The following is a 19,646-nucleotide window of genomic DNA, read 5'->3' on the forward strand; positions in this document are numbered from 1 at the left end:
TTAATTCAACTTATATATTTACCCCTTGACCGCGCCAGCGGCGATACCTTTGACAATATGCTTCTGCATCAGAATGTAGAAAATGATGATCGGGATGGTAGAGATCACAAACCCGGCCATAATCAAGTTCCATTGCTGATTATAGCTGCCATAGAAGTATTGCTGGGACAGCGGAATGGTCATCGGCTTGTGGTTGCCATAGACAAGGAATGCGACCAGAAATTCACCCCAGGCCCATAGTGCATTCAATACAGCTACGGTAGCGGTAATCGGCTTCATCAGCGGGAAGACCACCCGGAAGAACATCTGAATGCGGCTGCATCCGTCGATGGCGGCAGCTTCCTCAATCTCCTTGGACATCGTGGCAGCGTAGCTCCGGTATAAGAAGATCGGTACAGGCATACCGAGGGCAATGTAGATCAGAACTAGCCCCACAGGAGAACCCGTGAGCGAGAGCTGGCGGGCAATGACGATCAAGGCCACCATATAGACCTGGAAGGGTACGAACAAGGTGGTCATGAAGACGAGCATGATACCGCTAGAGAACTTACTCTTCCAACGAGCTAACGCATACCCTGCAAGCGATGAGACTACAACGGTAAGTGTGGTGGTAGCGGCCACCACGACAAGGCTGAACCATAGAGAAGATAAGAAATCATTGTTCGTAAAGATCGTGATATAGTTGTCGAAATTGAGTTTGCCCGGTAGTCCGATGGTCGACACCATGATCTCCGGCTTGGTCTTGAACGAATTCAGGACCACGATGACGATAGGCGCGAAGAAGAGAATCGCCAGTAACCATACCAGCGCGTACAGTCCAACTTTACGCCATCCTTGTCTCTTGCTCTCACCGGCAGTTTTCATCATATTTTCTCCTCCCGGGATTTCATCAGTCTGGTCAGAATCAAGGTAATACCGGCAATCAGAAGGAAGAAGATGGTCGATTGCGCTGTTGCAAGCCCGGTTTGGTTGGCACTAAATGCCGTATTGTATATTTTCAGCACCATAGTCATCGAAGAGCCAGCCGGACCACCAGAGGTCATGGTGAATGGCAATTCGAATATTTTGATATGAGCTGCGGTTGACAAGATCAAACACATCACGATGATCGGCGAGATGAGCGGCAGCTTAATCTTGAACAGAATGTCCGAGGTACGGGCTCCGTCAATTTTAGCGGCTTCCATCAGGTCTTCGGATATGCCTTGCAGCGCTGCCAGATAAATGATCATGTAATAACCGGCTACGTTCCATACTGCCGTAACGGCCAGCGCATAGATAACAATGTCGGGGTTGCCCAGAATCGAAGCCTGCCACGAAGCCGGCAATTGCAGCGCGGCGAACAGGTCCGGCAAGGCATCGCTATACACAAACGACCATACATAACCTACCACCAGCAAGCTCATCACGTTCGGGATGAAGAAGATAGAACGCAGGAAGCTTCTGGCACGAATCTTCGTATCCAGCAACAAGGCCAGAATGAGGGATACCACATTGCCGAGAATAACGGCAGTGATGGTGAATTTCAGCGTTGCACTAATCGTATCGATGAAGCTTCTATCCTTGAACGCAGTGATATAGTTGTCCAAGCCGATGAACTTGTAGTTGGGTCTCATGCCATAAGCGTCCGTGAAGGACAAGGCCAGACTTTGTACTACGGGGATGATGAAAAAGATAGTAAACAGCAATAAGGCGGGCAGCAATATGAGAAAGTAAAACATATTTGGGCCTTTTAGCTTCATGAGTATCATTCCTTTTGCCACTGGGAGTCATTTATGCGTGGCTTAAAGCTGAATGCCTCGGGGGAGGGAGAGCATGAAGCTCATCCGTCCCCCGAATAACATCCGCGCAAACATGGTGTTGTCGTAAATCTTATTGTCCGGAAGCTTCAACTTCCTTGGCTCTGTCCCATGCAGCATCCAGATCTTTGGCTAACGTATCCCAGTCCGTTCTGTCCAGCATATACTTGGAGAAATCCTCCCACAGCTTGTCTGTAAATACGGAACGCAGTACACGGTCGCCATATGGAGTGAACTGACCGCTGGAGATGTATTGGTTGATATCTGCAGCAATCGGATCATAATCCACATTGACGCCATTGACGGTCGAGGACACTTTAACATTCTCAGACCAGATTTGGCCTGCTTCTTGCGAAGCTACGAACTCCAGGAATTTCTTGGCGGCATCCACGTTCTTGCTATTCTTCATGATGGACAAGGAAGTGTCCGGGAATACCAGCAACTTGGATTCGTCAGGGTTATCCGAAATCGGGAAGGCCATCAGGCCGATATCGGCATCAGGTCCCACTTGACGGATAGGCTCCAGCGCCCATGAACCATTGCCATAGAATGCGGCTTTTCCTTGAGCGAGCATGGCGTTGGCATCATCGTAGCCGATGTTGAAGGAGCCATTAACATCACTGTATCCGTATACATAATCTTTATGCAGGTCAAATGCCAGCTTCCAGCTTTCGTCGGTAGCGATGCTTATGCTTCCGGCGTCGCGTTCTGCCGACCAGTTCGGGTTGCGCCCGAAGACTGTTTCGGAGAACAAGGCAATCAGTGGCATATAGGCGACGGACAAGTCTTTGGAGCCTGTAGCGAAGGCAGGAATCCCCTTGGCCTTCAGAGCTTCAACGACTTGCTTCATTTCAGTCAAGGTAGTTGGTACTTCCAGGTTGTTGTCAGCAAGTACGGTCTTGTTGTAGTAGAAACCGATATATCCATTATCGATCGGCATGGCATAAACTTGGTCATTATAAATGGCGTTGGCTGCTTGAATACTCTCGGCGTTAAGATTGCTAAGGTAGCTCTCGCCCTTCAAGTCCAGCAAATAGTCCGTATCGATTTCTTTCATCCAGGTTACGAGGTCCGGCATTTCGTCGGAAGCGGCTCTGGCACGCAACGTCGTCTTCAATTGGTCGGCGTTCATCGTTTGAATCTCGACTTTGATATTGGTGTTTGCGCTTTCAAATCGTTTAATAATCTCTGCAAATGCTGCTTGGCTTGCTTGTTCTTGCTTCAAAGACAGAAATTCAAGCTTGACGTTCTCATTGCTGGGTGTGCCCTGATTATTGCCGGGTTCGGCAGCGTTGTTGCTGTTGCCTCCACATGCAGTTAACACTGTGACGGTCAGCATAACTACAACGAGTGCAGATAACCATTTCTTCATGATGCGATTCCTCCCTTTTTGTGAGCAAAGCATATATGTGAGTTGCGGGCTACGCTCGGCCGATACGCTGGCCCGCAAAATACACCGTGATTATCAACTTTTTTAGCTGTAGAGTGGCCCTAATTGTGAGCAGGCGCGATAGTCCATGCCCACCGAGCTATTTTCCAAGCCAAAGGCTTTCCAGTAGCTTGGTCTGAACAACCGCTCTTCCGGCACATTGTGCATGTTGACCGGAATCCGTAACATAGCGGCAAGGGTAATCAGGTCGCTGCCGATATGCCCGTAGGTGAATACACCATGATTCGCGCCCCAGTTATCCATAACAGCGTAGACATCGCGGAAAGCCCCGCTTCCGGTGAGATTAGGGACGAACCAGGCAGTAGGCCAGGATGGGTCGGTACGTTCATCCAGCAGATCGTGTACATGCTTCGGCAGGTCCACAGTATGACCTTCGGCAATTTGCAGCACCGGACCTAATCCGGCAACCAGGTTAATCCGATAGAAGGTGATCGGCATGCCACCCTTGGTCAGCACGCGACTGGAGAATCCACCGCCACGGAAGTAGCCTTGATGAGCAGCATGCCAGGTAGTGGCTTGCAAGCTGCGGTCAACTTCCTCTTCGGTGATGTCCCAATGTGGTTTCATGGCCGGCTGGCCATCGATTTGTTGTTCGCCAGAGCTGTCCAGCGCCACCGAGCCAGAGTTCTTCAGATGAATGACGCCGCCTGCAGCTAACCCTTCAAGATCATATCCGGCGACCCGCTTCACAGCTTCCGGGCTCCAATAGGTCCGGACATCCACGAAGGCCTGTGCAGTATGGGTCAATAAATTCCCCAGTAGCATGGAAGCACCATTCAGGCTGTCATTCTCAGTAGCCATCACATAAGGAGCACGGCGGCCGTTCCAGTCGAACGAGCTGTTCAGAATGGCTTCGGAGAAGTCACCGTTCGGCAGATAGTCGTTCCAGTGACGTTGCCCTTGGAACCCTGCGGCCAGGGCTTCATGTCCCAGTGCTTCTTCTGTAAAACCCGCTTCCGCCAGCTTTGGATTGCCAGCCATGAGATCCCGCATAATCAAGGTCATTTTCACGACGAACGCCCATACCTCATCCTTGCGTTCGGGGGAGAATTGAGTTGCTTCTTCGTTGTAATCGGTACCTTCCAGACAATGCTGGCGTGTCCAGGCCAGTGCACGCTCGAATTCCTCTTGGTCGAAAATCCCCAATTGAATCCGGCGGTTGATCTCGCTCATATCTACATATTCATTCCGCATACCCAGATACTGCTGGAAGAAGGGTTCATTGACGATAGAGCCGGCAATCCCCATGCTGACGGAACCGATAGCCAGATAAGATTTGCCGCGCATTTGCGCAACAGCCATGGCCGAGCGAGCGAATTGCAACAGCTTGGCTTGTACATCTTGGGGAATGCTGTCGTCATCCTTGTCTTGCACATCACGGCCGTAAATGCCGAAGGCAGGCAGGCCCTTCTGGTTATGAGCGGCGAGCGCTGCGGCCAGATACACTGCCCCGGAACGCTCCGAACCGTTGAATCCCCAGATCGCCTTTGGCCGATGCGGGTCCATATCGATGGTTTCACTGCCGTAGGCCCAAGCGGGGGTTACCGAGATGGTAGCGCCTACATTTTCAAGCCGGAACTGCTCGTCCGCTTGGCGGGCCTCCTTGATGCTACTGATGCAGGTAGAGGCAATCACGCACTCTACGGGGGAACCGTCGCTGTAGTGAAGCTGCTCGCTCAGCAGCCGAGCCACCGCTTGAGCCATTGAGATTGTTTGCGGTTCAAGCACTTCTCTGACGTTGCCGATCCGGGCGTCAACGACCGGTCTGATACCGATCCGAATTCTGTTATCCATCACTGATGTCTCCTTGCTGTCGTTAGGTCAGCATCCAAATATAACGCAATGTTATATTTGGAGCTTCAATCTAGGTTTATGGAAGATATGATCAAACACTAAGTAACAGCCGCCTAACGCATACTCATGTTCCAGTAATTGACCAGGCACGATGCTTAGCCGATTAAAGTGTTCCTTCAATAATTCACTGGCCGTGTCTTGTAAGGACTTAAGCAAGATCGAATCGTCCAGGTTAGGACAACCGCCAATCACAAAGTTGGGGATTTCGAAAATGCGTGCCAGATTCACCAGGGCGAGTCCCAGGTAATGGCCGGCTTCTTGCAGCAGGGAGGAGGCCAGTTCATCTCCTTCTTGTGCAAGCTGAACCAGATTCTCCAGCCGTAGGGGAAGCTGTTCAGCCGAAGCGGCACTTTCGCTTCCTTTTCCCTCACGGTAACGACGAATCAGATTAAGTTCGCTGGCGAATACGTTCAAGCTGCCCTTGGGACCGCCAAGCCCTTCCGGTCCGCTGACATCGAGAATCATTTGACCGATAAAGCCTGCATTACCATTCTCCCCGCCATAGATCCCGTTCTTCATGAAGATTGCACTACCTACGCCGGAGCGTAGCCCGATATAGATGAAGTCCTGATTCTCGGCGGATAGATAGAAGCGCTGTTCTACCAGTCCCATCAAATGAACATCGTTGCGCACATACACCGGCAGATCCAGGCGATCTTCCAGAATGGACTTGATGTCCACGTTATGCCAATCATTAATCCGTTCAATGAAGATGGACAAGCCGTTATTCTTGTCAACCACACCGGACATCCCAATGCCAATACCTTCGATCTTCAACCGATCTACACCGGATTCGTCAATCAACCGGGCAATTTCATCGGATAGGCGATCGGTAATGTATTGTACTGAGCTATCGAGCGGATAATGATATTGGTGGGAAGCCAGAACCTCGCGATTGGAGTTGGCCATCGTGATCCGCACCTGCGGGAATTCAAAGTCAACCCCGATGCCATAGTATGCATCTGAATTAATAGCGAGCAATGCCGCTGCCCTGCCCCCGGTGGACTCGGCGAGTCCGCCCTTGATAATGATATGGTCGTCGGTTAATTCCTTGACCGAGTTAATAACCGTAGGCCGGCTCAAATTCGTCTTCTTCACAATATCTTCAACGGTGATTGGCTGGTAGCTGGATATGCATTGCAACACCAGATACTTATTAGCTTCTTTCAAAATTTTAGAATTATTCTTTCCCAATCCTTTTCACCCTTTGCAAAAATAATACGCCCTCTTAATTATAAGCAAATGTACCTTCTTCTTAATAGAGCAGGCATTATTTTTCGCTTTTAGGTACGCTTTCATTTGTTCATTTCTTGCTGCGGCATTGTGTTTGATCGGGCTTGATGATGCCAGTATAGCAAGAACAAAAAGTTTTGTAAATACATTTTACTAAAGTGTTTTTTAAATGTGTTATTGAAAACTATTTCGTTTATGTTACAATGACTCTCGTAAGGCCTAAAACGCTATCATTAGGACGGTGACTAGATGAGTAATCACAAACTAGCGCAATTACTTGCGCAGAAATCCGATCAATTAATTCAAGGCTGTATCAAGGTGGCTCATGATGGTACGAAGTTATTTACCCCTGACGGGATTGCTAGTTATGATGCGCTCTGGGTGCGCGATTTTGCTTATATGGTTGAATACGCTTCCGAGTTCATCCAGCCGGAGGATATCCGGGCTGCGGTTGACTTCGTTATTGGAGGGCGACGCGAGGATGGCTGGCTGCCTGACCGTATTTATGCCGACGGATTAGGTGTATATGCCGCAGGCGTGGTAGAGAAGCCCGTAGGGGAAGCCAATCTGGATAATACACCGTTCCTGGCTTATGTGGTGTACTTCTATCTTGAATCTCTGGAAGAAGGCAAAGCTCGGGAGTTGTTCAGCAAGTGGGCCGGGGCTCTGGACCAAGGTATGTCGCTGATTCCGCTTAGTGGCGATGGACTTGTCTATAATGATCCGGCCAAGCCGCATTCTCCGTATGGATTTACCGACACCATCGGTAAGACGGGTGAGCTGTTCATGGAATCGCTGCTCTTCTGGCGCGCTTGCCGCTTCTTGCAGGAATTGCACGAGAAATACGGGCAAGCGGCTGTAGCCAAGTCGTATAGCGAGCAAGCGACTGCGATTGAACGGAGTATCTCCAAGCTCTATGACCCGTCCTGCAGAGGCTTCTACGCGGCTACCGGGGAGTGCAAGCAGTTGGACATCTGGGGGATCGCTTATCTGCTATACATTGGCTTCCCGGCGGATGACATCCGTGAAGATCTCCTGACCTTCCTGCATGACAACTATGACAAATACGTCTATAAGGGCCAAATTCGTCATCTGCTGCAAGGGGAATACTGGGAGCGTCTGCTCATCGATGTCCCACATGAGGAATATCAGAATGGCGCTTATTGGGCGACGGCCAGCGGCTGGGTAATCTGGTGTCTGGCTCAGAAGGATGGCAAGCTTGCAGCCCAGGCCTTGAAGGATGTAGCGGACAGCTTCGTCAATGACGGCATCTTCGAATGTTTGAATGAAGGATATAGCAAGCTGGATAGCTTCGTCGTCAGCGCGACCAATGTACACGGTGCCTATCAACGGTTGGTGCAGGAGCAAGCGCAATCCTTCATCCAGGCGGTGGATGAGCTGGAGCAGCTCTAATGTCAGCCCGGCATCAAGTGCTGGTGGCTGGAAGTGCCAACATCGATATCATGCTTCAGGTACCGCGTACCCCGCATCAGGGCGAATCGCTGGTGGTAGCCGGGCAGCGTACCGGACTTGGCGGCAAAGGCTCCAACCGGGCCATTGCCTTGGGGCGGCTAGGACTGGATGTACAGTTCTGCTGCAAGCTGGGGCAAGATAGCAGCGGCGATCTTGTATTAAGTGCGCTACAGTCTGAAGGGATCGGAACCCGGCTGGTGAAGCGGGACGAGCATGTCGGTACGGGAACTGCCTATATCATGGTTGAGCCTACCGGCAAAAATACGATTTTATCTTATTTGGGCGCGAACAATGCTTTTACCAAGGCGGATATTAACGAGATCGTGGATCAACTGTCGTCCTTCTCATTTCTATCCCTGGAACTGGAATGCAGCCTTTCCCTCATCGAGCAACTGCTATATCACGGTCGCAAGCAGGACAAGGTCATCATTGTGGATGCAGGACCGGTGCGAGAAATTGAGCTTGGTGAATTTCGGGATGTAGATATATTTAGCCCGAATGAGACGGAGGCGGCACAGTGGACCGGCTTTGCTGTAGATACGGAGGAAGCGGCGGGCGAGGCTTGCCGTTACTTGTATGAGGCTACGGGCAGCAAGCGGGTGCTGCTTAAGCGCGGAGAGCATGGCGCGATGCTGTATGACGGTCAGGACCTTCGGAACTTCCCTGCCTACCGCGAGGCGGGGCAAGTGGTGGATACCACGGCAGCAGGAGATTGCTTCATGGGGGCACTGACGCTAGGCATGGCCCGGAAGATGCCGCTGGATCAGGCCATTTATTATGCGAACGTGGCAGCGGCTATTGCGGTGACCCGCTCGGGCGCGGCCACTTCGCTGCCAACAGGAGCAGAGGCGGATGCAATGTTCGCCAAAGCGCAGGAAGAAGGGTACATCAAATGACAAACAAACTCTCGTTATCGATTATGTGCGCCGATCAGCTTAATCTGAAGGGAGCACTGGAGGATGCGGCGCATATTCGCGCAAACTTCATTCATGCCGATATTATGGATGGCAATTTCGTGCATAATATCACGCTGGGCTTCGACCAATTGCGGATGCTGGCCGAGAATTCGTCCGTTCCGGTGGATGCTCACCTGATGGTCAGCAATCTGGATATGGCCATTCCGCTGGTGCTGGATACGGGATGCACGCATGTCTGCTTCCATATCGAGGCGACTCATACGCCGATTCGTTATCTGCGCCAAATCCGCGAAAGTGGCAAGCAGGCCGGGATTGCCACTAATCCACACGGTTCCATTGACTTCTTGCAGCATCTGCATCAGTACGTTGATTACGTCCTGGTTATGACGGTTGAGCCAGGCTTTGCCGGACAGAAGTTCCTGGAGCATACCGCGCTGAAGATCAAGGAGATTCGCGAACTGATTGGCCCGGACAAGGACATTATGGTCGATGGTAACATCGGTCTGGATAGTGCCCAGCTCTGCCGCGAGTACGGAGCCAACGTCTTCGTGCTGGGCACCTCGGTAGCCTATAGCCAGCAGCAGATTAATGAGGCGCAAATTCAGACCTTCCGCGACAAGCTGGATGTTCCGGTGCAGTGACAACAAAATAGGCTATTTAGAAATAAGGCGGCACCTATTCTCCTGCGAGGATGAGTGTCGCCTTTTTATTGGTGCGGACAGGGACTATTTTTATATCAAATTCAAAGGATTATTATATATCCAACAAAATGTAAGCGCTTTATAATTTAAGCGTGCTTACTATATCATTTTAGTTGAGGAGATGATAGTTATGAGCAAATGGTGGAAGGGTAAAATGCTTGCCTGTGTCTGTGCGGTTGCTTTGGTCGCACCTGGGTTAGGCTACGTACCCGAGGCGGATGCAGCGGGGAGCTTCCTCATGGGCGGGGATGTTTCCATGCTCCATGAGGTTGAAGAGCGAGGCGGCGAGTTCTATGACCAGGCTGTGAAGAAGGATGCCTTAGAGATTCTGGGTGATCATGGCATGAATGCGGTTCGTTTGCGCTTGTGGGTAGACCCTTATGATGCTGCGGGTAATCCGTATGGTGGCGGGACCAATGATCTGGCGACCACAATATCGCTTGCTCAGCGGGCCAAGGCACAGGGCATGGATGTGTTGCTTAACTTTCACTTCAGCGACTTCTGGGCCGACCCGGGCAAGCAAAGTAAACCCAAGGCCTGGCAAGGCTTGAGCCATAGTCAATTGCTCACGACAGTACACAACTACACCAGCAGCGTAATTACCGAAATGAAGGCGGCCGGAGCTCTCCCTGATATCGTGCAGGTGGGGAACGAGGCGAGCAGTGGTATCCTTTGGGATGAGGGCAAGGTGGGCGGAGGAATTGATGATTTTACCCAGCTTGGTGAACTGTTGACCTCTGCGATTAACGGAATTCATGCCGCCCTGGGGCCGGGCGAGGATGTAGAAATTGCCCTGCATCTGGACCATGGTGGAGACAATAATCTGTATACCTGGTGGTTTGACAAAATCGAGGCAGAGGGTGTGGATTACGATATTATTGGCTTAACCTACTATCCCTTCTGGCATGGGACGATGGGTGAGCTTGCTTATAACCTTAATGCCATCAGCAGTCGTTATAATAAGGACGTCATGATTGTGGAGACCTCTTACGGATTTACTTTGGATGATGGCGATGGCCTGGGGAACTCCTTCTATACCGCAGAGGAAAGCATCGGGGGTTATCCGGCATCATTGGCGGGACAGACAGCTTACTTGCGGGATTTGAAAGAGATCATGCAGGATGTGCCGAACAATCACGGCCGCGGAATCTTCTGGTGGGAGCCAACCTGGTTGCCGGTGGAAGGGGCACATTGGGGCAGTGAGGCAGGCAAGCTGTACAATAACGATACCGGCCTATTGTCCAACCCATGGGATAACCAGACGCTGTTTGATTTTGACGGGAATGTACTATCTACCGTGTCGGTCTTTACGGAAGGTTCACTGGTGAACCTGGTATCCAACCCAAGCTTTGAAGCGGATGGCTGGACGCAGACCCCTACCTCGTGGAACCGCTGGGCTGCGGATGATGCGTCATATGATGCCATCAAGGTAGAAGAGAATGGCATTACCGGCAGCTATAAGCTGACGCACTGGAGCGATGTCGCATATGAAGCGTCCACGTACCAGCATATTACCGGGCTGAGCCCAGGTACGTATACCTTATCGGCCTGGGTCCTTAATAGCGGGGGCCAGAACACTTTGCAACTATATGCGAAAAACTTCGGCGGCGCCGAGCTCTCTGTTGATCTGCCAACAAGTCCTGAGAAATGGGTGAAGGTGAAGATTGAGAACATCACGGTAACCAACGGCGAGATTGAAATTGGGGTCTACTCCGATGCTCAGGAGGAGAACTGGATGAACCTGGATCATGTGAAGCTATATAAGAATTGAGCTTATGAAGGTTAGGTGAGCAGCTCACGTCAACCCTATGACCAGCTCTGGCGAGCAGTGATGGGGCTGGCGGGGCTGCTTCTTTGGCCTGCACAGGAGAATTATTATACGCCTGCTAAAGATTTTTTATATTTCAAGCTTGATGAAAGCGTTTTATATTGAGAGTAAGGGCTGATGTATTTTAGAATGGCCAACTAACAAGGGGGGACTTGAATGAAACAGACATGGATATTGGCTTGTCTCTGCATACTGCTCTTTGGAGTGACAGCTTGTGCACCTGACCGATCAGGGCAACTGGGGAGTACTGGGGAAGGGGGCAACGACAGTACTAGCAGTAATAACGGAGCTTCCATGAACTCGGACGGTACCGGGCAACAACAACCTGACAAATTAGTGATCTGGTCTAATGATGACGCGAAGCATTTGAAAGTAGTCGAGCAGCTAGCCGGGGAATTCACCGCTGATACGGGAGTCCAGGTAGAGGTCGTGCCTGTCAGTGGCTCGGAGCAGGTGCAGAAGTTATCCTTGGCCGCTCCTGCGGGCAATGGACCCGACCTGTTCTATCAGCCGCAGGACCGCTTGGGTGATCTGGCTGTCCAAGGATTGGCTGAGCCCGTAGAGCTATCCCAGCAGGAGCGCGCCGAATACAGCGTCGCAGCGTTAGATGCCGTGCAGTATGAAGGACAGACCTATGGCTTCCCGATTTCCATCGAGACCTATGCCCTCTATTACAATAAAGCACTGGTCGACCAAGTGCCGGTGAAGATGGAGGATATCGCGGGAACCTACGCCTCGCTGACGGATGCAGGCCAAGACCGTTATGCCTTCCTGATGGTGCCGGATTTCTATTATGCCATTCCTTTTATCATGAACTACGGCGGGTATATCTTCGGGCAGCAGGACGGCAAATACGATGCTTCTGACCTTGGGCTGAATAATGAGGGAGCCGTTCAGGGGATGAGCGCGTATGCCAGCTTTGTGAAAGAGACGGGAATTCCCGCTACGATGACCACGGACGTGATGGACACCTTATTTCTGGAAGGGAAAGCAGCGATGACCGTGAATGGGCTATGGGCTATGAAGCCTTACGCCGAGAAATTGGGCGATGATCTTGGAACTGCTCCATTGCCAACGGTTAATGGTAAGCCTGCACCATCGTTTGTTGGGGTGAAGTCCTGGTTCATCTCGTCTTACTCCAAGCATCCCGAATGGGCCAAGCGGCTTGCGCTACATCTGACCAATGCGGCAAGCTCCGGGGTCTATTATGAGCAGACGGGAGAAATTCCCGCTCGGCCGGATGCGCAGCAAAGCATTGTCGATCCGCTGTATGACGGGTTCGTGCAGCAGCTCGACAGCGGCGTGCCCATGCCGAATATTCCGGAAATGAGTACCGTTTGGGCGATGGATGATGCGGTGGATTTTATTGTACAGGGAGAGGACCCCAAGTCTGTACTGGATGAGACGACCGAGCAGATCGCGTCTCAGATTAAGGCATCCGGACGATGAAGCACCGCCCCTGGATTGCCGTAGGGCTGTCCCTGCTATTCGCAGGCTTGGGGCAGCTATATAACCGCAGTTATATCAAAGGAATCATCTTGATCATGTTGGAGCTGGCATTTATCATCACCTTTGCCGATTTTATCGGGCTGGGCTTGTGGGGAATTGCCACGCTGGGGACGATTCCCAAGCTGGATCATTCGATTTTCCTGCTGGTGTATGGACTGTTATCCCTGATTATGCTGGCCATCGCCGGTATGATCTATGTCCTGAATGTGCGGGATGCCAAGAAGGAAGCGGAGCAGCTTGCCAGCGGCTGGGAGCGGCCGAAGCTGCGGGAGCGGATGAAGCAGGCATACATGACCAGCATGCCGTACGTGTTGTCCGTGCCAGGGTTTATTTTACTGCTGTTCGTGGTGGTATTCCCGCTGCTCTTTGCCGTATCGCTGGCCTTCACCAACTATGACCTGTATCATTCGCCGCCACGTCAATTGGTGGATTGGGTAGGCTTCGACAACTTTGTCAGTCTGGTTACCGTACCGATCTGGAACCAGTCCTTCATGAAGGTGCTGTCCTGGACACTGGTCTGGACGGTGGTGTCGACCACGCTGCAAATCGGTCTGGGATTAGTACTGGCCGTACTGGTAAATGACAAACGCGTCCGCTTCAAGCGGATCATTCGTACGATCCTGATTCTGCCGTGGGCGATTCCTAATTTCGTGACCATCATGATCTTCTCTGCGTTGTTCAACGATCAATTTGGAGCCATTAACCGAACGCTGAGGGACTGGTTCCAAATGGCCCCCATTCCCTGGCTGACCGATCCGCTGTTCACGAAGCTCGCGCTGATTGGCATACAGGTATGGCTTGGCTTTCCGTTCCTGTTCGCCCTGTTCACCGGGGTACTGCAAAGCATCTCCCATGATGCTTATGAAGCCGCAGATGTGGATGGGGGGACGCGCTGGCAGAAGTTCCGTTACATCACGCTGCCGCATGTGCTCTTTGCCACCGGGCCGCTGCTGATTATCCAATATACGGCGAACTTTAATAATTTCAATATCATCTATTTGTTTAATGGCGGAGGACCCGCAGTTCGCGGACAGACCGCGGGTGGCACGGATATTCTGATCTCCTGGGTGTATCAGCTTACCTTTACGACGAACAACTACAATATGGCTGCGGCGATCTCGCTCATTATCGGGGTGATTGTCATCGCCTTCGCCTTCTTCCAGTTCAGGCGGACCAAGTCGTTCAAAGAGGAGCGTGATCATTAATATGGGAGGACGTATGAAATCAAGACTGGAGGTCACCGGAATCTATCTGATTATCGGACTGATGACGGTTGTGATCTGCTATCCGCTGGCCTGGGCGGTTGGCTTGTCCTTCAACGCGGGAACCAGCCTGTATTCGTCCAGCATGATTCCCAAAGAACCAACGCTGGAGCATTACCGCTGGCTGTTCACCAGTCCGGAGAGTAACTATCTGACATGGTATAGAAATACGCTGTACGTCTCGACGGTCAGCAGTGTGCTGTCCATCGTGTTCACTTCAATGACGGCTTATGCACTGTCGAGATTTCAGTTCGTTGGTCGGAAAAGCGGGATGTACGCCTTCCTGCTGCTACAAATGTTCCCGGTCATGATGGCGATGGTGGCAATTTATATTTTCCTGAACCTGATTGGGCTGCTGAATACCTTAATTGGGCTCATCATGATTTATGTCGGAGGTCAGATTCCTTTTAACGCCTGGCTGGTGAAGGGGTATCTGGATACGATCTCCCGGGAGCTGGACGATGCGGCGAAGATCGATGGGGCAGGGCCGATTCGTTTGTTCATCCGAATTCTGCTGCCGCTAATTACGCCCATTCTGGCCATTGTCGCCCTGACCAACTTTATGTTGCCGATTTTTGATTTTATCTTGCCCTCGATTATCTTGCATGACAAGAGCAAGTACACGCTGGCGGTGGGTTTATATCATTTTGTCACCGAGAAATATTCCAGTAACTTTACGGTGTTTACGGCGGGTGCGATTTTGATCGCGGTTCCCATCGCTGGCATCTATCTATTCTTGCAAAAATACTTCATATCAGGACTTGCAGCCGGAGGCACGAAGGGCTAACGGCTGAGACAAAGGAGTGGATCATCATGATGAATTTGGAGTTTATTAAAGGTACGGATATTTCGTTTGTGGATGAAATCGAAAGTGAGGGCGGGGCTTTTTATGAGCAGGGTCAGACTCGTGATGTACTGGACATTCTGAAGGACAGCGGAGTGAATTCCGCGCGCCTGCGCCTGTGGAACAATCCCACGTTCGACTATTGTAATCCGCAGAAGACGATCAAGATGGCCAAGCGGGTCAAGGAGAAGGGAATGCACTTCCTACTCGATTTCCACTATTCGGATTATTGGGCTGATCCGGCCAAGCAGCATATGCCCAAGGCGTGGGAAGGTCTTGAGTTCCCCAAGCTGGTTGAGGAGGTGGAGGCCTTCACGGCTTCGATCCTGCGAGATTTGGCAGTAGCAGATGCCCTGCCCGATATGGTCCAAGTAGGGAACGAGATTACGAACGGGATGATCTGGGAGGCTGGTCGGGTCGATGGCGACCACAATACGCCCGAGCAGTGGGAGAAGCTGGCTGCGCTGATCGCTGCTGGTGTTCGCGGAGTGCGGAAGGCTACCCCTGAGTCCGGGCAAATCCCGGTGATGATTCATATCGATCGTGGTGGTGATAACGCGGGCAGCCGTTTCTTTTATGATAAGCTAGCAGAGTTTGAACTTGACTATGATATCATCGGTCTCTCCTATTATTCATGGTGGCATGGCACGCTGGAGGAATTTACGGATAATCTTCATGATCTGGCTGTTCGCTATCGCAAGCCCATCGTGGTCGTAGAAGTGGCTTATCCCTGGACGATGACCCCGCCCGATGAGCAGCCGCTGATCTTCAATACGGAGGAGTGGGTGTATCCGGGCTTTCCACCAACGGTGGAGGGGCAACGGCAATGGCTGGCAGAGCTGATGCGGCGCATTCGGGAGGTTCCGGACGGCCTTGGACTTGGGTTATATTACTGGGAGCCGTGCTGGATTCCGTCCAAGCCCGAGTGGTCGGTGGGGCATGAGAATAACTGGTCTAATCTGACGTTATTTGATTATCAAGGCAACAAGCTTGAATCTTTGAATGTATTTTTGGAGAAGTAGGGCTGCCTCATTGATCAGTTGGCAAGCTATCCTTCATAATAGAGCTATTAACACCGAGGTGGTGGTAGCTCATGGACTGGGGAACTGATAATATCCGTTATGTATTCTCTTCAATTGAACGTTCGTTGCCGCTATATTTGGAATCCATCGGTTATAGCGCATGGGAGCGCATCTTCCAGCGGCCTGAAGGTTATCCCTATTATCACTGGCTGCATACGCTGGAGGGAGAGGGACGCTTTGAGCTGCACGGCGAATCCGTCAGGCTGACCAAGGGACAAGGTGTCCTGCTAAAACCCTTCACGCCCCATAGCTATTATCCGGCGTCGGACCGCTGGTCCACCATTTATATTACATTCGGCGGGGCTTCGGCAGCCTCAATTATGGAAGCCTTGAACATGGATGAGACGATCCTCTATGAAGAGGATGATGATCAATCCTTCGGGGCGTTGTTCAATGATCTCTTCCGGCGCATTGATGGGGCCCGGTCTCATAATGATGTCGAAGTGTCCACCGACCTTTATTATTTCCTCATGCAACTTCGCAAGTTCGGCATGCTGAACAACGGCCCATCGTTGTCCCAATATTACCGGAAGCTTCAGCCCATTGTACACTTCATGGAGCAGCATTTGGCTGAAAATATAGGCCTGCCAGAGATTGCCGAGCACGCTCAGATTGGCACGAATGCGCTGCACGAGCTGTTCCAGCAAGCCTTCGACATGAGTCCTTACTCGTATCTGATTCAACTGCGCCTGCGGGAGGCCAAGAAGATCATGCTACAGCATTCGGACCGTGCGCTTCGCGAGGTGGCGGAGCAGACCGGCTTCAATGATGTCAGCCACTTTGTAGCGACCTTCCGTAAGAAGGAAGGCATCACTCCGGGTAAGTACCGGGAGCTCCATGTGACCGCAGAACAGGCGGGAGACGGGGAATAGCTGGTCAGAAGAAGCAAATTAACCTAATAGAATTATATCATCAGCATCGCCCTTTCTTGGGGCGGTGCTTTCTAGTTTGTTCATATTATTTCCTGGAGCCGCTACTGTTTATCGTTTGTTCATATTTATGCTATCATCTGTTTATTTTTATAGAATTGGGGGTTCATGTTCTTCCTTCATACTAAGAAAAATGACTTTGACCAAGACTATGGGGAGGAACCAAAATGAACTCGAATACGCATCAACCACGCTGGAATCTGTATTATCTACTTCTCTATTTATCGTTTGTCCTGCTCGGGAAGCTACCTGTAGTAGGGTCCTGGCTGGCCGGATTTGCTTCAGCCAGATACGCGGTTTACCCGATTTTGTTTCTGGTGGGGCTGTTTGTGTTCAAGGAGCCTCTGCTTTACAGTTGGGGACAGCTTAAGGGGCGCATCTTACGTAGCCTGTTGCTGCTTGCTGGCGTTTACTTAGCCTTCGTATTGATCAGTTCCCTGACTTATATGCTATTCGACTCGCCTGTGAATGAGGGAAGCGTCAACGACCTCAAGGTATATGAGCTGATGCTTACATTGCCGCCTTATCTGACGTTGCCTATACTAGGCGTAATGGGACCTGTTGTTGAGGAGTTTATTTTCCGCTATATTCTGATTCGACGCTTATCCACGCGCTTGTCGGTGTGGCTTTGTGTCTTGTTGTCCAGCACGCTGTTCGGGCTGCTCCATATCCATAATCTTGCCGACCTGGTTCATGTGACTCCCTATATGGTGATGGGGCTTGTTCTGGGAACGCTGTATGTGAAGTCACGCTATAATCTTCTGCTCCCGATCTTGTTCCATGTCTTCAATAATCTTAGCGGGTTAATTCCGGTACTCCTGTACTGACGGGTTGCTGGAACTGCTGACCCTACCAGATACCGATGGGTTCCTCCGTTACGCCGGAGCGTATTTATTTGCTAAGATAGGGAGTAGATAGATACAGTGAAATGTTCCATTCAGGAGCACGGAGAGCGCTGCTGAGGTTAACGGTGACGGAATGAGCAGAGAGGGGTTTGGGATTGCAGAGCATTCGGATTATGGTCGTAGATGATGAGTCGGAAATTGCCGAACTTTTGCAGGATTATTTAGAAAGGGAACACTACGAGGTGCGGATAAGCCATGATGGGCTGTCTTGTCTTGAGTTGTTTCGGGAATATCAGCCGCAACTGGTCATTCTTGACCTGATGTTACCCGGTCTTGACGGTATGGAAGTGTGCAGGATTCTTCGCTCTGAATCGTCAGTCCCCATCATCATGTTAAGTGCCAAGAAGTCTGAGGGGGACAAGATCCTCGGTCTGGGCCTGGGTGCGGATGATTACGTTGTGAAGCCGTTTAGCCCCGGAGAGGTTGTCGCTCGGGTGAAAGCTCAATTAAGGCGGGTAAATCTTCTGTCTGTCCCGGAACGAAAGGAGGATGTGCTGTCCTTTCCACCGTTGAATATCTATCCGAAGGCTTATGCCGTAACGTTAAAGGGAGAGGAAGTGGAGTTGACGACCAAGGAGTTCGAGGTCTTACGGCTGCTTGCCCGTCATCCCAATCAGGTCTTGACGCGTCAGCAAATTTACGAGCAGGTCTGGGGCGCTACCGAATATGGCGATTTGAACACAGTAACGATTCATATCAAGCGAATTCGGGAGAAGATAGAGGACATTCCAGCTTCCCCAAGGTATATCAAAACCGTGTGGGGCGTTGGCTATAAGTTTGGAGGCGGTGAAGGATGAGAATCGGATTGCTTGGGGGTGTGATGGCCGGGTTCTCAGCCATGCTGCTTGTTCCTGCAGGAGTTGTGCTTCTGGCAGGGGTGAGCAGTCCAGAGGGGATATCCTCCGGTCCTGTTCTCTCGCTCATTCTGGCGATGTTTGTCCCCTTTGTCTTATGTGCTCTCTTAGTAGGGCGATTCCTTGCGGTTCGTATTTTAACCCCGTTGCGGGAGCTTAATCATGCCACCGGGCAGATCATCAAGGGGAATTTCGACGCTGCTCTTCATTACAGCAAACGTGATGAAATGGGAGATTTATGCGCAGCCTTCAACGCGATGAGTACACAATTAAAGGCCTCTTTGGAGAAGCAGGCGCTGCTTGAGCGTTCTCGCAAGGAACTGATGGCCAGTATTTCTCATGATCTACGTACGCCGCTGTCCTCCATTCGTGGCTATGTAGAGGGCTTGCAGGATGGCGTCGTTCATGATCAAGCCAAATTCGACCGTTACATTGCGGTGATTAAAAATAAAACGGAGAGTCTGGACCGCTTGATCGACAGCCTCTTCCAATATACCCAACTGGACCTTAAGCCGCTGGACGCTGATTTGCGTACCTGGGACTCGGAGCATCTGCTGGATTCGATCATTCAGCCGATCATGCTTGAACTGGCTGATCAGCCCGTGAGACTACAGGTGGCAAGGCCCTTTCCCGCAGTTCTACTGCTTGCCGATGAACAAGGGCTTGCCCAGGTGTTCGATAATTTGATCAGTAATGCCAGAAGCGTGTTGCGTGAGCAAGGAGGAGTAATCGCTGTGCAGGCCACAGCAGATGCTCAATATTTGCGGGTGAAGGTAGCTGATAACGGGCCAGGAATCTCGCCGGAGGACATGCCTTACATCTTCGATCAGTTCTACCGCGCGGAGAAATCTCGTTCCCGTGCCTACGGCGGAGCCGGACTAGGCCTGGCAATTTGTCGCAAAATCATTCAAAATCATGGTGGTGAGATTACGGCTGAACATACACCAGGTGGTGGTGCGACGTTTTGTTTTACCTTACCGATTGTAGGAATCCAACCCTAATATCAAGA

17 protein-coding genes are annotated in these 19,646 nt (G+C 51.2%); 12 read left to right on the top strand and 5 right to left on the bottom strand.

What is annotated here, in order from left to right:
• Positions 1–18 precede the first annotated feature (18 nt).
• The 5 genes from AC1VOR_RS14695 to AC1VOR_RS14715 all read right to left on the bottom strand — a co-directional run bounded on the left by AC1VOR_RS14695 (position 19) and on the right by AC1VOR_RS14715 (position 6,294).
• Positions 19–867 carry a carbohydrate ABC transporter permease gene (locus AC1VOR_RS14695; protein ID WP_482618698.1) on the bottom strand — a complete coding sequence of 283 codons (849 nt, stop codon included), beginning with the start codon at positions 865–867 and terminating at the stop codon, positions 19–21.
• Positions 864–1,739, bottom strand: a complete 876-nt coding sequence (locus AC1VOR_RS14700) for a carbohydrate ABC transporter permease (RefSeq protein ID WP_482618700.1) — start codon at positions 1,737–1,739, stop codon at positions 864–866. The genes AC1VOR_RS14695 and AC1VOR_RS14700 overlap by 4 nt, the downstream gene beginning before the upstream one ends.
• Positions 1,740–1,869: 130 nt before the next feature.
• Positions 1,870–3,168, bottom strand: coding sequence for an ABC transporter substrate-binding protein (locus AC1VOR_RS14705; RefSeq protein ID WP_482618701.1), 1,299 nt, complete (start codon positions 3,166–3,168; stop codon positions 1,870–1,872).
• Between the two features lie 102 nt (positions 3,169–3,270).
• A complete protein-coding gene (locus tag AC1VOR_RS14710) occupies positions 3,271–5,040 on the bottom strand; it encodes an L-fucose isomerase (RefSeq protein ID WP_482618703.1) in 1,770 nt (589 codons plus the stop codon).
• 51 nt (positions 5,041–5,091) lie between these two features.
• Positions 5,092–6,294: an ROK family protein gene (locus AC1VOR_RS14715; RefSeq protein WP_482618705.1), complete on the bottom strand. Its 1,203-nt coding sequence runs from the start codon at positions 6,292–6,294 to the stop codon at positions 5,092–5,094.
• Between the two features lie 288 nt (positions 6,295–6,582).
• On the opposite strand from AC1VOR_RS14715, the gene AC1VOR_RS14720 reads away from it, so the two are divergent.
• The 12 genes from AC1VOR_RS14720 (at position 6,583) to AC1VOR_RS14775 (ending at position 19,638) form a co-directional block, all read left to right on the top strand.
• Positions 6,583–7,746 carry a hypothetical protein gene (locus AC1VOR_RS14720; RefSeq protein WP_482618707.1) on the top strand — a complete coding sequence of 388 codons (1,164 nt, stop codon included), beginning with the start codon at positions 6,583–6,585 and terminating at the stop codon, positions 7,744–7,746.
• Entirely contained in the window at positions 7,746–8,702 is a 957-nt protein-coding gene (locus tag AC1VOR_RS14725; RefSeq protein WP_482618709.1) for a ribokinase, read from the top strand. Before AC1VOR_RS14720 ends, AC1VOR_RS14725 begins: the two co-directional genes overlap by 1 nt.
• Positions 8,699–9,364 (top strand): ribulose-phosphate 3-epimerase, encoded by a 666-nt coding sequence (locus tag AC1VOR_RS14730; RefSeq protein WP_482618711.1) that lies wholly within the window; start codon positions 8,699–8,701, stop codon positions 9,362–9,364. Before AC1VOR_RS14725 ends, AC1VOR_RS14730 begins: the two co-directional genes overlap by 4 nt.
• Before the next feature lie 190 nt (positions 9,365–9,554).
• A complete protein-coding gene (locus AC1VOR_RS14735; RefSeq protein ID WP_482618713.1) occupies positions 9,555–11,195 on the top strand; it encodes a glycoside hydrolase family 53 protein in 1,641 nt (546 codons plus the stop codon).
• A 213-nt stretch (positions 11,196–11,408) separates the two neighbouring features.
• Positions 11,409–12,701, top strand: coding sequence for a sugar ABC transporter substrate-binding protein (locus AC1VOR_RS14740; RefSeq protein ID WP_482618715.1), 1,293 nt, complete (start codon positions 11,409–11,411; stop codon positions 12,699–12,701).
• Complete coding sequence (locus AC1VOR_RS14745; protein ID WP_482618717.1) at positions 12,698–13,966, top strand: carbohydrate ABC transporter permease; 1,269 nt, start codon at positions 12,698–12,700, stop codon at positions 13,964–13,966. Before AC1VOR_RS14740 ends, AC1VOR_RS14745 begins: the two co-directional genes overlap by 4 nt.
• A gap of 1 nt (position 13,967) precedes the next feature.
• On the top strand, positions 13,968–14,810 hold the full coding sequence (locus AC1VOR_RS14750) for a sugar ABC transporter permease (protein ID WP_482618719.1): 843 nt from the start codon (positions 13,968–13,970) through the stop codon (positions 14,808–14,810).
• Between the two features lie 26 nt (positions 14,811–14,836).
• Positions 14,837–15,889: a glycoside hydrolase family 53 protein gene (locus tag AC1VOR_RS14755; protein WP_482618721.1), complete on the top strand. Its 1,053-nt coding sequence runs from the start codon at positions 14,837–14,839 to the stop codon at positions 15,887–15,889.
• A gap of 71 nt (positions 15,890–15,960) precedes the next feature.
• Entirely contained in the window at positions 15,961–16,821 is an 861-nt protein-coding gene (locus tag AC1VOR_RS14760) for a helix-turn-helix domain-containing protein (RefSeq protein WP_482618723.1), read from the top strand.
• 224 nt (positions 16,822–17,045) lie between these two features.
• The gene (locus AC1VOR_RS14765) at positions 17,046–17,705 is read left to right on the top strand and encodes a CPBP family intramembrane glutamic endopeptidase (protein ID WP_482618725.1); all 660 of its coding nucleotides are present in this window, start codon (positions 17,046–17,048) and stop codon (positions 17,703–17,705) included.
• A gap of 173 nt (positions 17,706–17,878) precedes the next feature.
• On the top strand, positions 17,879–18,580 hold the full coding sequence (locus AC1VOR_RS14770) for a winged helix-turn-helix domain-containing protein (protein ID WP_482618727.1): 702 nt from the start codon (positions 17,879–17,881) through the stop codon (positions 18,578–18,580).
• Complete coding sequence (locus AC1VOR_RS14775) at positions 18,577–19,638, top strand: sensor histidine kinase (RefSeq protein ID WP_482618728.1); 1,062 nt, start codon at positions 18,577–18,579, stop codon at positions 19,636–19,638. Before AC1VOR_RS14770 ends, AC1VOR_RS14775 begins: the two co-directional genes overlap by 4 nt.
• Positions 19,639–19,646: the final 8 nt, after the last annotated feature.

The sequence above is a fragment of the Paenibacillus sp. 1SOY10 genome, assembly GCF_056836745.1.

Excerpts from the sequence above, each read along its gene's own strand:
- AC1VOR_RS14695 (WP_482618698.1), bottom strand. The coding sequence starts at position 867 with ATGATGAAAACTGCCGGTGAGAGCAAGAGACAAGGATGGCGTAAAGTT.
- AC1VOR_RS14700 (WP_482618700.1), bottom strand. The coding sequence starts at position 1,739 with ATGAAGCTAAAAGGCCCAAATATGTTTTACTTTCTCATATTGCTGCCC.
- AC1VOR_RS14705 (WP_482618701.1), bottom strand. The coding sequence starts at position 3,168 with ATGAAGAAATGGTTATCTGCACTCGTTGTAGTTATGCTGACCGTCACA.
- AC1VOR_RS14710 (WP_482618703.1), bottom strand. The coding sequence starts at position 5,040 with ATGGATAACAGAATTCGGATCGGTATCAGACCGGTCGTTGACGCCCGG.
- AC1VOR_RS14720 (WP_482618707.1), top strand. The coding sequence starts at position 6,583 with ATGAGTAATCACAAACTAGCGCAATTACTTGCGCAGAAATCCGATCAA.
- AC1VOR_RS14725 (WP_482618709.1), top strand. The coding sequence starts at position 7,746 with ATGTCAGCCCGGCATCAAGTGCTGGTGGCTGGAAGTGCCAACATCGAT.
- AC1VOR_RS14730 (WP_482618711.1), top strand. The coding sequence starts at position 8,699 with ATGACAAACAAACTCTCGTTATCGATTATGTGCGCCGATCAGCTTAAT.
- AC1VOR_RS14735 (WP_482618713.1), top strand. The coding sequence starts at position 9,555 with ATGAGCAAATGGTGGAAGGGTAAAATGCTTGCCTGTGTCTGTGCGGTT.
- AC1VOR_RS14740 (WP_482618715.1), top strand. The coding sequence starts at position 11,409 with ATGAAACAGACATGGATATTGGCTTGTCTCTGCATACTGCTCTTTGGA.
- AC1VOR_RS14745 (WP_482618717.1), top strand. The coding sequence starts at position 12,698 with ATGAAGCACCGCCCCTGGATTGCCGTAGGGCTGTCCCTGCTATTCGCA.
- AC1VOR_RS14750 (WP_482618719.1), top strand. The coding sequence starts at position 13,968 with ATGGGAGGACGTATGAAATCAAGACTGGAGGTCACCGGAATCTATCTG.
- AC1VOR_RS14755 (WP_482618721.1), top strand. The coding sequence starts at position 14,837 with ATGATGAATTTGGAGTTTATTAAAGGTACGGATATTTCGTTTGTGGAT.
- AC1VOR_RS14760 (WP_482618723.1), top strand. The coding sequence starts at position 15,961 with ATGGACTGGGGAACTGATAATATCCGTTATGTATTCTCTTCAATTGAA.
- AC1VOR_RS14765 (WP_482618725.1), top strand. The coding sequence starts at position 17,046 with ATGAACTCGAATACGCATCAACCACGCTGGAATCTGTATTATCTACTT.
- AC1VOR_RS14775 (WP_482618728.1), top strand. The coding sequence starts at position 18,577 with ATGAGAATCGGATTGCTTGGGGGTGTGATGGCCGGGTTCTCAGCCATG.